The sequence below is a fragment of the Moritella sp. genome (assembly GCF_033791185.1).
GTDB lineage: Bacteria > Pseudomonadota > Gammaproteobacteria > Enterobacterales > Moritellaceae > Moritella.
Genome location: NZ_JASJHF010000055.1, coordinates 13,991 through 27,930, shown reverse-complemented (window position 1 = coordinate 27,930; position 13,940 = coordinate 13,991). Strand labels below are relative to the sequence as shown.

The window sequence follows — 13,940 nt, the reverse complement described above, 5'->3', positions numbered from 1 at the left end:
CATACTATTAAAAACGATTAACAGAGAGAGAAAATGGATTTTACTGCTGGGAACAAGAATAACGGTTTTACACTTATTGAATTGGTTATTACTATCACTGTGCTTGGCGTGCTGGCTGCCACAGCTGTACCGCGTTTTATCGATGTAAAAGATGATGCCAAAAAAGAAACCGTTGAAAACTTTCATGGGAGCTTGCGAGCGGCGGTGCGATTGCTGCATATGAAATCTCAAATTGAGAATGCATTGGGCGATGATATTACCATTGCAACGGATTATGGTGATTATCAGTTTTATCGTGGCTATCCAGAAACGAGAAGCGAAGCCACCATACCCAATGCCTACTTTATTGAAACTTTCCTCGAATTAGGTGTGCCATCGGATGTCACTAAAGGTAATGACACTCGCATCGCACGCTATGCTGAGATCTCTGTTTATGAAGACAATGACTACTCGCGTATCGGTTATGGCTCGGGGAATTTAAAGAGTAATTTGTGTTATGCCGAGTATCACCATACCAGCGAAACTCAAGTGTTTAGCCTAAACACCGATGGCTGCTAATGCCCCCTATTTAGTAGCTGAATAAAGCACAAGTAGTGGCAGTATTAAAGATAAGCAGTGACAGAATTAAGGACAAGCAGTGACAGAATTAAGGACAAGCAATGAAAAACAGATGCACATGGTGTGGCGAAGACCCATTATACGTGACTTATCATGATGAGGAGTGGGGTGTACCTGTTCATGACGAGCAACGCTTGTTTGAGTTTTTGGTTTTAGAAGGCGCACAAGCGGGATTAAGTTGGATCACTATACTCAGAAAACGAGAGAATTACCGACTGGCTCTGGATCAGTTTGATTATAAGGTGATCGCTAAATATAGCGACGATGACGTGACACGCTTATTAGCCAATGCCGGTATTGTCCGTAATAGCTTGAAGATACGTTCTGTAATTAAAAATGCACAAGGTTTTCTTAATATCCAAGCTGAGTTTGGTTCATTTGATGCGTATATCTGGCGCTTTGTTAATGGTGAAACACTGCAAAATGATTTACCGTCGTTAGCTGCAACTCCCGCTAAAACCGAGATATCGGCAATGATGAGTAAAGACTTAAAGAAACGTGGGTTTAATTTTGTCGGCCCGACGATCTGCTATGCATTTATGCAAGCAATCGGTATGGTAAATGATCACACTACCGATTGCTTTCGTCATCAAGAAGTTAACATGTGATTAGCTGATGTGGATGGGTGATCACATGTGGCTTACCCACTAATAGCGCTGAACATGCCCAAACGATAGCGATAACTGCGGCGATCGTTAATGGTACATCCCAGCTGCTAGTCGCTTCATGCAGTGAACCAAAAATAATCGGCCCTGTTGCTGCAAATAGATAACCCATACATTGCGCCATACCTGATAAAGCGGCGGCTTGGTGTGCATTGTGTGTGCGTAAGCCAACAAAGGATATGCCTAAAATAAATCCGCCACCACAGCTAAAGCCAAGTAAACTCACCCAGAATGCCGCGTGTTGCGGCAGCGTGAGCAGTCCTACAATACTCACCAATGCAAGTACTGTCATTGCTAAGCTCAAGCCGCGTTTGTCTTTCATTTTCGCCATTAGCGGTATTAAAATAATAGCGGGAGCTGCAGAAGCAAGCTGTAGAATACCGTGGATATAACCTGCTTGATGTTCTGAGTAACCATTTTCAAGCAAGATACTCGGCAACCAGGCAATAAACGAATACATAATAAAAGAATTAAGCGCTAAGAAAGCAGTGACTTGCCAAGCCGCTGCTGAACGCCATAAATAACTGTGGCTATCTAGCTCAGGTGTATCGGCAGTTGGCTTAGTATGACGTTTCATTTGTGGTAGCCAAGCCAGCATGCTAATTAGCGGTAGAATGATCGCACCAGCTAATGCAAATGCCCAGCTTGGGATCGCAACAATATCTAATGTTTCAGCGAGATTAAACAATGGGATGGTTGTGCTTGCACTAATTGTTGAGCCGATCCCCATGAGCAATACGTAGATAGCGGTCAGTGTGGGTACTTTGGTTGGAAAGTCACGTTTTAGCAAGCTTGGTAATAAGACATTCGCAATCGCAATACCGACACCGATGACGCATGTGCCGAAGAACAATGTGACGGTTGAGCCTAAAGAGCGAATAATAACACCACTGGTGATTGCAACAAGCGCGATCATGAGTGACGGTTCTAGTCCTATTTTTCGTGCTAACCCTGATGATATCGGTGAGAAAATAGCAAAGGCAAGCAGTGGTAATGTGGTGAGCATGCCAGCCTGAGTCGCTGATAATCCGAGATCGTGAGAGATAAATTCCAAGATGGGGCCAATACCTGCGATTGGCCCACGTAAATTACTGGCGATGAGAAAAATACTGATAATAAGCAGTGCTGGGTGGGCAATATTTGGTTTGTTATGATGTGACATGTGTCTGTCCTTCTGAAGCAATAGCTTATACTACCTGTATCTTAAAATTCTGAATTTATGTATATTGACATTTTATTGCTAAAAACAGCCATTATGAAACTACCTCCCTATGCAATCGGCTTTGACTCGGACAGATATGCCGAAAGTGTCAATGCGCTGCGGACATCTGGGCTTGAAAGAGCCTATGAAATGCCGGTCCATCAACATGTAAAATGTCAGTTAGTGATGCCGTTAACTGGCTTTGTACGCTGCTCAATTGCTGATGCGATATGGATGGTGCCAGCAAATTGTGCTGTGTGGATCCCAAGCCAAGTACCCCACAGTAATCATATTTCTATCAGTGACGATGTATGCATGTTATTTGTGGACCCTGAAGTAGTTGGGATCCCTGATACGATTTGCACCTTATCGATCTCGCCGTTATTACGCGAATTAATTGTTAGTTTGGCGAGTAAAGAGCAACATTATTCAGCTGATGCCAGTACGCTGAGATTGGCGCAAGTATTGATTGATGAACTTATTTGCATGCCCGAAGAACACTTCGACTTTCCGATACCTGCGGAGCCAAGACTTAATCAAATAGCTAAGCAGTTGTTAGCCAATCCTGCCGATCGTAAAACGGTGGGGGAATGGGCGGCACTATTAGCGATGAGTGAAAGGACATTTTCTCGATTAGTGAAACAAGAAGTAGGGATGACATTTGGCCGTTGGCGTGGGCAGCTTCATTTGGTGATGGCATTACAAAAATTGTCATCAAATCAATCCGTGCAACGGGTGTCGGAAGATTTAGGTTACGAATCGGTCAGTGCGTTTATTACATTTTTTAAAAAAACCTTAGGTAAACCGCCAAAGCAATACATCAAACAGCCGGTATAAATGGACTCGGGTAACAACAAAACTGTCGCCTTGGATAACGGCAAAGCGAACAGTTTTATCATCACTGTTTTACTATCGCAGCTGCTTATTTATTAAAAACGAGATTGATGTTCACTGGCACTGCATCTGAAAGCGCAAGCCCATCAACCGTCGCTGCAAGCTTCGTCAGGTTGGCGGCCGGAATACCAAAATCACTGGCTTTTACGATCACCGGAGCATACGAATGAACAGTAATGGCATGGTCTGTTTTAGTGATGATGACCGGGAAGTTAAATGTTTTGTTAGTATCATAGAAAGACACGTTGGCCGGAACGAGCACTTTTGAGATAGGTTGTGTTAACGAGGCAAGGTCAAATTTACCACTAATCATCATTACGGGGTTGGCTGACGAATTAAAGAACAATGAATTAAGTCGTTCATTGCGGATGGCCACATCGGTATCGATATTTGCCACAGGCACGATAACTGCAAATTGACCGCTGCTATCCACGCTCCCCGTTAACCCGCTGATTGTTGCTGGCTCGACGACATATTGTTTTTTGATGGTTGCAAAGCTGAGTGATGAAAACTCTGTGACTAGATTAAATGTGTCTGCGGCGAATGATTGAAATGACAATAAAACCAGAGATATAAAGAGTTTATTTTTCATTTTTATTTTCCTTCATTAAGATTATTTAGCACTTAAAATGCTATCCATCACGTATTGGTCACTTTTGCTTTATCTATTAGGTTGCCATGGCTTTCGAGTAATTTGTTTAATTTCGGAGTAATGATGTTTTCGCAAAACGGCCGCTGTGGGTCACTATAGTAATAATTTTGAATGGCTGCGTCTGACGGTTTAAACTGATTAAAGGCATAAGCGCGGGTAATCAAAGGCAGTTCAAACTCGCTTTGCAGTAAGGCTAAGTTGTGTTTTATTTCGGTAATTTGATAAGGGTTCATAGCATAAACGGCACTGCGGTATTTATCCCGCATAGCATGCTTTTTAGTACTGCTGTGGGTGTGTAAATGAATGGCGATGAGGTTTTTTAAACTAATCACATCTGGTATATAAGTCACAATAATACCTTCTGAAAACCAATCGTCCTTATTAAACGAGGATAGCCAGCCTTGTTCAACTTTAATCACGCCGCGTAACGATAGAAAAATAGCCTCGGTACACCAATAACAGGTACCACTGAGGCCGATTTTCTTGACGGTGTTATCTATTGCGATATCTATTGTATTATCGATACTACGATCCATGTTACGTCCTTGTGTAAAAGAGTCCTATTAGATATTAATCCATTTAATTATGGACTATAAAAAAGCTTCATAGCTAGGTCTAGATGATTATTTTTTATAAATTTGTTTAGTTTTCACGAGGCCGAGCGGAAACAGTTTGCGCACACTTTGACGCAACGCATTATCCGCTTGTAAAGCAATATCTCTGACGCCCTGTTCGGGTCTGCCGCGAAAGGAAGTGACATGAAATTGATCGGTAGGTTTGAGCGCGCTATCTGAAAAATAATAATTAGAGACGCAGGTTCTATTTTTATCTGCGGTTATCGGGCTTACGGAATGCCATGAACCATCGTGGGTGGCCATGACGATAAGGCGATTGAATGCACTATCTATGGTCAATTGTGCATTGTCGATACCGTCGGGCCAGAGCTCTAAATTACCGCCGTTAGTCTGGTGCCAGTCTGGTGTGACATAATATAACAGGTTGAGAACCCGCCACTGTTTACGGTCTTTTTCGTGCGAATTGTCTAAATGCGGATTTAGAAACTGGCCTTGATGCATCAATGAAATACCGCCAGCATACAGATTTTCATCGGCATAGAGGCTATTAATATCGCAAATTTCTTTAATGAGATCCAAAATTCGCGGGTCTTGAAATGCAAAGATCGTTTCTTCTAACAGCGGATGGCAGTTGTTCATCTGAGCGGTGACATATTTGTACTCCCGCAGGTTATATTTACTGCCAATTAACATCATATCGTTATAGTGGGGAAATACATCGTGGACTTTAGTTGCTAGCTCGGTAGGAAGAAAGTTATCAATATAGAAGTAACCAATATTACTGACAGAGTCAGCATACATATCTTTGGCTGCTTCAGCTTGCGCGGTTATTTTTTCAATAATTAAGTTTGCGATATCGAGTCTGTTCATAATACACCTACTTTCACACCGTATTATTCAAGTTTCGATACACATTTTAGCACATAGAAAATTACTCATTCACTTCATCCAAAGACGCCAAATCAGCATGTCATTATTATATGAATAAGCTCAGGGAGTTAACTTTTAAAATAACGGAAAGAAAATTTACGCTATGATGGTGGATTGACTATCTGGCATGGCGAACTCCTTTGAATAACTACAAATTATTACCGGCGTTAATTTCGATATTGCAAACCCGTAATTTGACGGAGTCGGCGCGGCAGCTTAATGTCACGCAGTCGGCGATCAGCAAAACCTTAACCCAAATTCGCGCGGCGTTTCATGACAAGATAGTGATCCGGGAGGGTAATCAGTTTGTATTGACGCGTAAAGGCGAAGAATTAAAAGTCCAGTTACCTGTGTTGATGCAAACATTAGATAATTTGTATTTACCGAGAGTGATGGACCCGCGCCAGTGCCAGCGTAAATTTACCTTAGCTTCGAGTGATTATGTTGCCCAAGCAATTTTACCATTAATATGCTGTGAGCTGGCTGTGGATGCCCCCAATACCAGTGTCGAGTATCAGCTGTGGCATAAAGACAAGTTAACCGAGTTGGCTGATATGCCCCTAGATCTGGTCAGTACCATTACCGATACCATGCCCGAAAACTTACATGGCAAAAGTATTGGTGAAGATCAGCTGGTGGTAGTGTGCCGTCCGCAACATCCCTTGTACTCGCGTAATTCATTATCGATGTCCGATTATATTAATGCCAAACATGTATTGATCAGTGGTGGTGGCGATAAAGACAGCACGGTAGATTTGGCGTTGTCCGATCTTGGTGAGCAGCGTCAGGTGTTTGCATCAGTGCCGTTTTTTCAATCGGCGATTGAACTGTTATTAACAACCGATACCCTGTTGACCACACCACTGCATATCGCCGCAGACTTTGCCCAAGCACACGATCTACGTATCATGTTGCTGCCGATAGAGCTGAAACCGCAACAATATTACTTATTGTGGCATGCGAAACACCATCAAGATCCTGAGCATACTTGGTTTAGAGAACTGTGTTATCCCTTCCTTAAAAATCATTTGCAGCGTACCAAGATATTAGGCATGAAATTACTTCATGATAATAAGTAGTTAATGCAATTTTTACTCATGTAATATCTCTATTAAGATTAACACTATTGATTAACTCTAAGCACAACTTAAAACAAGGTAGGAAATGGCAATGGAATTAACTGCATGGATGTCTTTAGCGCTGATTTGTATGATGGGCGCGATGACCCCGGGGCCGAGCCTTGCTGTGGTATTAAAGCATACTATCTCTGGCGGTCGTGTTCATGGTGTGGCAGCCAGTATTGCTCATGGGCTGGGTGTTGGTGTATATGCCACGTTAACCGTGGTCGGTTTAGCGATAATTATCCAACAAACACCTTGGTTATTTAATGTGATCAAGTATGCGGGTGTGGCGATGTTACTGCGCTTAGCGTATAAGGCGTTAACGTCAAAACCGGCGCTAGATAAGGTCGCGCAACAACAGGAAACTGTGACCTTAAAAGAAAGTATCGTGCAAGGTTTTATGATCGCATTTCTTAACCCTAAATTAGCCATTTTCTTTCTGGCGTTATTCGGGCAATTTGTCGAAGCAGATGCTAGTGGGTTACAAAACCTGATCATGGTGGGCACGGTATTTAGTATTGATACCTTGTGGTATTGCATCATTGCAGTGTTGTTATCACAATCGATGATGTTAGATAAGTTAAGAAATAATGTGCATATGATTGATAAAGTAACAGGCGTGGTATTACTGGCGGTTGCTGCGCGTGTCGCGATGTAGTTGGCGTTGCTAAAATAGCTTATAGAAAGAAAAAGCACCACAGCTACTGTTATCTACAGTCGTTGTGGTGCTTTTGAGGTATTCAGGAAATGAAGGCTGTCATGATATTAAAACAGTGCAGATAATTATACTGTTAACGTGACTTTACCTACCGCTTTACCTGATTGAAGATGATCATGTGCTTGTGCTACTTCCCAGATAGAGTAGTTGCTTGCATCAATGATAGGGGTGATTTTACCGGCATCAACAAGTTCGGCAATTTCAGTTAAAATACGGCCGTGTGAGGCATGGTTTATGCCGTGATATAGTGGGATTAACATTAACACACTGTGGAATGACAAACTTTTCAATGCCACTTGTAACACGTTTTCAATCGGTAAAATTGTAGTTACGTGGCCGTAATACTTGGCTGCTTCAAATGATTTCTGGATGTTTTCGCCAGCCACGGTATCAAAGATCTTATCAAAGCCATTGCCGCCAGTGTACGCTTGTACATAATCAGCCACAGTTGCAGTGGTAAAATCAACTAAGTTATCTGCACCGACTGTTTTTGCTAGTTCAGCGTTCGCTGGTGAGTAAGTTGAGGTTACTGTCGCGCCAAGCACTTTTGCCAGTTGTACCGCGATGTGACCAACGCCACCCGTTGCACCATGAATAAGTACGTTATCACCAGCTTGTACATTCATTTTGTGTACTAGGGCTTCGTATGATGTGATCGCAACAAGTGGTAATGCAGCCGCTTGTTTCATTGTGAGTGTTTTCGGTTTTTGAGCCATGAGACGTGCATCAACTAACATGAATTCTGCAAGTGCACCGTCAACGCCATTAAGACCGCCTGCCATACCGTAAACTTCGTCACCGACTTGGAAATTGGCTACGTCTGCACTTACTTCAACCACGATACCTGCAACATCACCGTGTAGTACTTCTGGTAAGTTTGCTGACCAAGGCAGTTCTACAGAGCGCAACATAGTATCAATTGGGTTTACGCTGGTTGCTTTTACTTCAACAACCATGTGGCCTGATTTTAATGTTGGTTTGGCTTTTTCTACTAATTGAAAAACGTCGCTTGAACCGATTTCTTTAATGATCATTGCTTTCATGATTGCTACCTTTTATAGAATTATGGGGACTTGTTTAACAAGATGGGGCTATTCTATGTTTTGTTTAATCAACCAACAATAACCCTAAAAGCAAACTACCTTTGCTTTTTAAACAAAGGTAGTTATCGAAAAGGGAACATTATGGTCATGATAAGGTACAGGGCAATCTGAGCGGTGATTGTAAGAGGTTGTGGTTTATCATTCGTTGCATATCACAGCTGGCAAGAGACCAGCTTGGTATCGACGAGACACCAATTTCAGCGCAAAGACCAGTGCTACCATGAGGGTATGAATGATGCTTGTAGCGCCTAATACCGCCCACCATCCACCGACTTGCCAGCAGTAAATAAGAATAAAGCCGCCAATACTGCCGCCGGAATAATACATCACTAGGTATAGTGCCGTTGCGGTTGATTTACCTTGTGTTGCACTGCGTCCGATATGGCCGTAAGCAAGTGAGTGGATAAAGAATGCCCCAGCGCTTAATACTAATAAACCAATAATGATTGTTAGCATAGTTTGCAGCGATAGGATCATGAGTCCAACTAGGCTAATACCGATGCCGAGCAGTAAACCGCTAAATAAATCATGATTTCGCATCCAACGACCGCTTAAACGTGCTGACAATGTGCCACTGAGGTAACACAAAAATATCAGTGATAATAAACTGGCGGGTAGTGAAATTGGCGCGGCAGATAATTTAAATCCCATCACTGAAAAAATATTAATAAATACCGAAAAATTGAGTCCACCAATCAACATAGCAAAAAACAGCGTTGGCGTTTTGATGTGTTTTAGCAGTTGTTTTCCGTGATGAGACAATCGTCCTTGTTGGGCAACAAAATGGCGTTGTTTTAATATCAATGGGAAGATGATAAGTAGTGCTATAACACTGAGTATCGACATGACTGCAATCGTCCATTGCAGACCGATTGCATCTGTCATCACCCCGCCATATATGCGACCAATAATTCCGCCTAGGGTGTTGGCACTAATATAACCACCAACCGCGATCAGCAGTGCTGGTGGTGCCAACTCCTCTGCCATATAGGCCACCGCGACAGCGATGAATCCGGCGAGCGCAATACCGAGTAAGGCGCGTAATAAAATTAAGGTGTATAAATTTGGGCTAATAAACATTAAAAAATTAATGCAGGGAATGAGTACTAAGCTGCAACGCATGATGGGGCGGCGGCCAATCACTTCAGATAAGATCGCCCACGGCAGTAGGGATAAAGCGATGGCTAAGGTGGTGCTAGAGAATAACCAGTTAACTTGTAATTCAGTGGCGTTAAACTTCACCATGAAATACGGCAGTAGCGGCTGAAAATAGTATAAATTGCAAAATACCAGAAATGAACCGAGTCCCAGCCCTAATGTTACTTTTTTATAATCTTGAGAATGCAGTGCAATCATGGTTCCGTCCTGCTAAGAGATAAGGCGATAGCATGATCTGCTTTATTAGGGACATGCGGTACTAACAATGCTTATAGAGTAGTGGAGTAATGCTAATATTAAAAATATATAAATATCATAGGAGGTATCTATTTTAGTTATGCTTAATTCTAAAATATTGCATTATTTTGCCACGATTGTCGCGCAGGGCAGTTATACCAAGGCGGCTGAGCATCTTGGTATTGCCCAATCGGCGCTGAGTATTGCCATGCGTAAGTTTGAACAACAGCTCGGTATGCCGTTATTGATCCGCAGCAGCAAAGGTGTGGTCGTTACTAAAGAAGGCGAGGTGCTGCTTGTCCATAGTAAGGATATTCTTGCCCGTATTAGTGATGCTGAAACAGCGTTAAATGATTTACGGGGGTTAGAGCAAGGTGAGGTCAGTATTGGCATTCCGGGCATGATGGGCTCATATTTTTTTCCCGAAATATTAATGGCCTTTAAATTTAAGTACCCGAACTTAAAGTTGAGTATCATGGAGGGCGGCACCCAAACGATTAAAGAAAAGTTACTTTCCGGTGAGTTAGACTTAGGGGTGATCGTCGATGAACATGTGCCGAGCAGTTTGCAAGTCCAGCGTTTTGTGCGCCCACAAATGGTGGCTGCTGTTGGTAAAAACCATGCCTTAGCTAATGCTAAATCGGTGACTTATGGCGATTTTTTCACCCATGAATTAGTGATGTTTAAAGCCGGTTATTTTCATCGTGAAGTTATTGATGGTTTGTGCGAAGCCAATAATATGACAGTGAACTACTCTTTTGAAACCAATTTGATCACGATGATCTTGAATATCGTCAAAAATGAATTTGCTATTACCGCACTGCTCGAGTTAGTCACAGATCAAGAAGCGGATGTCATGGGGATCCCGTTTGATCCGCCTATCTATTTGGATCTGGCGCTGGCATGGCGTAAAGATGGTTATTTGTCATTGGCTAACAGGCGCTTTGTTGAGTTTACCTTGGCGCAAGTTAAGGGATAAATTTTAAGGTTCCAGTATTGATGAGCTAAATACCAGCACACTCGATTAATGAGTCAATGGTATTCAGCTATTGATAACAGTTAAGCGGCTTGTACGCTTTCTATGGAATCATCTATAACGTTATGGGTTGAATGAATTGCCGGTGGATCCATTAACCATGGCACTAAATTTGTCGCCATTGCCATTTCACTGTCATCCAACCATTGGTAGCGTTTAGTGTACATTTTACGCTTAGTTTTCTTCAGTGTCAGTGGATCTTTTCGGGGGGTAAATACTGGTAAAGCATAAAAGTAAGAATCTATTTTGGTTGCTTCAAATTCATCCCACAGACCATCATAATCGAAAGTAACAGAGTTACGTTTCGAACCGATATAACGCAATGCTTGATAGATATGGCCTTTGTTTGAAATGGCTTTTACTTCACTCACGCCTAAAACACGCGCCAGCATTAATGCCATTTCAACGAGTAATGATTTGGTGCGTAAGCCGTGTAATGATTTAGTCAGTTCTTTAATCAGCAAGTGACGTTCTTCAATTGAATGACTCGGGCCTTGTAACATGCCAATGTGCATTGTTTTAGTCGTGGTACCTGAAATGTTACAGGCTAAAGCATAAACACTTTGGTCTTTGTCATTAACTAAACGAATACCTAGGCCACCTTCACGGCTAGCACCACGATATATCTGCACACGGTATGTTTGTCCGCTTAAGCTTTCAAAGTCTAAAATGCTTATTCCCTTACTAGAAATAACGGCACTCGAATTTGCCCCAAAAGTATCATCAATATATTGATAATGTTCTGTTATATGTTTAATGCGCTCTGAGTTAGACCAATTAACGCAAAGAAAAGGCTTTAAAGGTTTCTCTAGGATCTCGGGATTACTGGTTAAAATTGGCTTTAAATTATCATTGGCAAACAAAGTCGTCATGGCATTGATTGCTTTACCGTTGGTCGCTGCCCAAAAATAGAATCTCGCTTTCTTTTTTATTTTCTTCATGCCTTTGCTTTTCGGGTAAATCAGGTCGGCGAGTTCAGAGAGGTTAGTAGTAGACATCGATTTTTCATTCCTAGTAAAACCAGTCCATAGCGGATGATTTATATTTTAAGTTTAAGCGTATATGCCGAATAGATGTTAAATATATAACCGTATTGACAGATTTAAGGTTTCTATATAATAAATTATACTTAACAGCCTGCTTTTCACTAAGGATGGCTTTGTAAGTGTTTGTAAGTGATTTATTGGCGCAGCCAAACACATAATCGGGGGCGTTATGCGCTTGGCTGGGGTCCTCTTTTAAATACAAATTCCTTTCATTAATATTTTGTTATACCAACTAAAAAAACCATGGTCAGTGGAATACTGGGTACTCACCGCAGTCAATTCGCCATCACACTGGGCAATAAGTGATTGGCGTGCGTCATCGACATAATTGGTATTAGCGGCAAAGCCTAAAATCACATGCTGTTTCGTGCTTGCTTCGACATATTTATAATCAAGGCTTGCTGGCATAGATTGCTCAAAACCATCGGTATTAACCATGTGGATACTACTGGTACAACCATTTAACAACAGCGTAGCAGATAGTAATGCCAAGGTGATCATTTTATTTTTTATCACATTCTGTCCTTAGGCAGGCTGCAATACCCACTGACGATGACTTCGCGTTTAAATACTAGAAAATAGCTGGTGGTTTGGTGCTTGGTAAATACGCCACTAATTTTACCGCCTTCGCACTGTGATTTTAAATTATCAACGGCTCTGTCGGCAAAGTCATTTTGAGTGGTGAAATTGAGGAATACCCAATCATGGGCATTGGCTTCGACAAGTTGGCCTTTATCTTTTGGTATTTGGGTCATTGATACAGTGTTTAAACCAACACAGCCACTGAGTGTTAGCGCGATAAATAGTAAACAAAATTTACGGATCATGATTAATTCCTTAGATTATACAATCAGCATCGATACGAACAACTTCACCACTAGCAATGGCGTAATCGTTGGCTTCTCGAACACTGCGAATTGCCGTTATTTTGCCGGATTGGCATTGGGCATGAAGTTGGTTTAGTACATCTTGGGCGTAGGTATCATTAAATACCGGGTTACCTGTTCTAGGTCCCATATTCATGAGTGCCCAAACAGTTCTGAGTGCTTCGACCTCATCACTGCCAGACCCATTGGTTAACACGGCATCGGTAACGGCCAAAGTAGCGTCTATATTGAGCGTCTTTTCAGATACTTTGACTGAAATCGGCTTTAGCTTCCCCTGGCTCTGATCTATATCACCGATCTGGATATGATCCATTCGGGCACAGGCTGAGAGCAATAATATTGGGGTAAGCAACAAATATTTTTTCATTGTGAATGTCCCATTGATTTAAACGAGTGGATGACGTTACATCGCTTGATGTTAGCCGGACTCGTAGTCTGTTGTTTATATAGGCATATTGTAAACAGGCTGGCTGCATTTGAGGGTAAGCTTGTGTATGCATCTGTCAATAAATCTAACTGTGATGTCATACCCATCCGTAAAGCGGATGGAAACTAACTTTAAGTTATAATCATTTGCGATAGTATGGCCGTCATAAGAAAGCTTTACCAGTATGTGCACGGTAATTACGATGATTACGGCATACAGCATAATGATGTGGAGAAGAATAAAATGAGAACAAGATTAGACCGTATTAGACACACGATTTTATTTGAAATAATTGGCCTAGTGGCAATCATGGGGGTGTTAAGCCAACTCGGTTTTGAGCTCGGCCATGTCGGCGTCATGGGCGTATTTTTTTCGGTTATCGCGACGGGTTGGAATTATGTTTATAACTTAGGTTTTGATAACTACATGCTTAAGAAAATGGGCTCGGTAACTAAAACGACTCTGATACGTATTGTTCATAGTCTTGGTTTTGAAGGCGGTTTACTGCTTTTAACTATTCCGTTTATGGCATGGTTTTTAGATCTGAGTTTATGGGACGCGTTTGTGCTGGATATTGGTATGGTGGTGTTCTATTTGTTTTACGCTTATGGTTATAACTTAGCGTATGACAAAATATTCCCAGTGCCGATGACTGCGCAATAGGGAACATTA

At 41.9% G+C, this 13,940-nt stretch carries 17 protein-coding genes; 7 read left to right on the top strand and 10 right to left on the bottom strand.

The genetic code is table 11. The features are described from left to right. Nucleotides 1–33 precede the first annotated feature (33 nt). Nucleotides 34–558: a type II secretion system protein gene (locus QNK26_RS03540; RefSeq protein ID WP_319220884.1), complete on the top strand. Its 525-nt coding sequence runs from the start codon at nt 34–36 to the stop codon at nt 556–558. Nucleotides 559–659: 101 nt separating this feature from the next. Beyond that, the gene (locus QNK26_RS03535) at nt 660–1,226 is read left to right on the top strand and encodes a DNA-3-methyladenine glycosylase I (protein WP_319220883.1); all 567 of its coding nucleotides are present in this window, start codon (nt 660–662) and stop codon (nt 1,224–1,226) included. Here QNK26_RS03535 and QNK26_RS03530 read toward each other — a convergent pair. Beyond that, nucleotides 1,216–2,445 carry a CynX/NimT family MFS transporter gene (locus QNK26_RS03530; protein WP_319220882.1) on the bottom strand — a complete coding sequence of 410 codons (1,230 nt, stop codon included), beginning with the start codon at nt 2,443–2,445 and terminating at the stop codon, nt 1,216–1,218. The two genes, QNK26_RS03535 and QNK26_RS03530, sit on opposite strands and share 11 nt — an antisense overlap. 189 nt (nt 2,446–2,634) lie before the next feature. Between QNK26_RS03530 and QNK26_RS03525 the strand changes: the two genes are divergently transcribed. Then, complete coding sequence (locus QNK26_RS03525; RefSeq protein WP_319220886.1) at nt 2,635–3,321, top strand: helix-turn-helix transcriptional regulator; 687 nt, start codon at nt 2,635–2,637, stop codon at nt 3,319–3,321. An 85-nt stretch (nt 3,322–3,406) separates the two neighbouring features. Here the strand turns inward: QNK26_RS03525 and QNK26_RS03520 are convergent, their stop codons facing one another. From QNK26_RS03520 to QNK26_RS03510, 3 genes are all read right to left on the bottom strand, one after another. Beyond that, the gene (locus tag QNK26_RS03520) at nt 3,407–3,970 is read right to left on the bottom strand and encodes a YceI family protein (RefSeq protein ID WP_319220881.1); all 564 of its coding nucleotides are present in this window, start codon (nt 3,968–3,970) and stop codon (nt 3,407–3,409) included. A gap of 47 nt (nt 3,971–4,017) precedes the next feature. Then, a complete protein-coding gene (locus QNK26_RS03515; RefSeq protein WP_319220880.1) occupies nt 4,018–4,566 on the bottom strand; it encodes a peptide-methionine (S)-S-oxide reductase in 549 nt (182 codons plus the stop codon). 87 nt (nt 4,567–4,653) lie between these two features. Continuing rightward, nucleotides 4,654–5,475 carry a 2OG-Fe(II) oxygenase gene (locus tag QNK26_RS03510; protein WP_319220879.1) on the bottom strand — a complete coding sequence of 274 codons (822 nt, stop codon included), beginning with the start codon at nt 5,473–5,475 and terminating at the stop codon, nt 4,654–4,656. A gap of 200 nt (nt 5,476–5,675) precedes the next feature. On the opposite strand from QNK26_RS03510, the gene QNK26_RS03505 reads away from it, so the two are divergent. Together QNK26_RS03505 and QNK26_RS03500 are read left to right on the top strand one after the other, a co-directional pair. Then, entirely contained in the window at nt 5,676–6,614 is a 939-nt protein-coding gene (locus tag QNK26_RS03505; RefSeq protein ID WP_319220878.1) for a LysR family transcriptional regulator, read from the top strand. A gap of 91 nt (nt 6,615–6,705) precedes the next feature. Next, on the top strand, nt 6,706–7,314 hold the full coding sequence (locus QNK26_RS03500; RefSeq protein ID WP_319220877.1) for a LysE family translocator: 609 nt from the start codon (nt 6,706–6,708) through the stop codon (nt 7,312–7,314). A gap of 125 nt (nt 7,315–7,439) precedes the next feature. Here QNK26_RS03500 and QNK26_RS03495 read toward each other — a convergent pair whose 3' ends face one another. Continuing rightward, nucleotides 7,440–8,417 carry a zinc-dependent alcohol dehydrogenase family protein gene (locus QNK26_RS03495; RefSeq protein ID WP_319220876.1) on the bottom strand — a complete coding sequence of 326 codons (978 nt, stop codon included), beginning with the start codon at nt 8,415–8,417 and terminating at the stop codon, nt 7,440–7,442. A 198-nt stretch (nt 8,418–8,615) separates the two neighbouring features. Next, nucleotides 8,616–9,833 carry an MFS transporter gene (locus QNK26_RS03490; protein ID WP_319220875.1) on the bottom strand — a complete coding sequence of 406 codons (1,218 nt, stop codon included), beginning with the start codon at nt 9,831–9,833 and terminating at the stop codon, nt 8,616–8,618. Between the two features lie 139 nt (nt 9,834–9,972). Here QNK26_RS03490 and QNK26_RS03485 point away from each other — a divergent pair, with 139 nt between their 5' ends. Further along, nucleotides 9,973–10,851 (top strand): LysR family transcriptional regulator, encoded by an 879-nt coding sequence (locus QNK26_RS03485; RefSeq protein WP_319220874.1) that lies wholly within the window; start codon nt 9,973–9,975, stop codon nt 10,849–10,851. Between the two features lie 80 nt (nt 10,852–10,931). Here QNK26_RS03485 and QNK26_RS03480 read toward each other — a convergent pair whose 3' ends face one another. From QNK26_RS03480 to QNK26_RS03465, 4 genes are all read right to left on the bottom strand, one after another. Next, the gene (locus tag QNK26_RS03480) at nt 10,932–11,906 is read right to left on the bottom strand and encodes a VirK/YbjX family protein (protein WP_319220873.1); all 975 of its coding nucleotides are present in this window, start codon (nt 11,904–11,906) and stop codon (nt 10,932–10,934) included. Nucleotides 11,907–12,146: 240 nt separating this feature from the next. Next, nucleotides 12,147–12,470: a hypothetical protein gene (locus QNK26_RS03475; RefSeq protein WP_319220872.1), complete on the bottom strand. Its 324-nt coding sequence runs from the start codon at nt 12,468–12,470 to the stop codon at nt 12,147–12,149. Then, nucleotides 12,467–12,781: a hypothetical protein gene (locus QNK26_RS03470; protein ID WP_319220871.1), complete on the bottom strand. Its 315-nt coding sequence runs from the start codon at nt 12,779–12,781 to the stop codon at nt 12,467–12,469. Before QNK26_RS03470 ends, QNK26_RS03475 begins: the two co-directional genes overlap by 4 nt. Nucleotides 12,782–12,791: 10 nt before the next feature. Further along, a complete protein-coding gene (locus QNK26_RS03465) occupies nt 12,792–13,154 on the bottom strand; it encodes a hypothetical protein (protein WP_319220870.1) in 363 nt (120 codons plus the stop codon). Between the two features lie 357 nt (nt 13,155–13,511). On the opposite strand from QNK26_RS03465, the gene QNK26_RS03460 reads away from it, so the two are divergent. Beyond that, nucleotides 13,512–13,931, top strand: a complete 420-nt coding sequence (locus QNK26_RS03460) for a PACE efflux transporter (RefSeq protein WP_319220869.1) — start codon at nt 13,512–13,514, stop codon at nt 13,929–13,931. Nucleotides 13,932–13,940 lie beyond the last annotated feature (9 nt).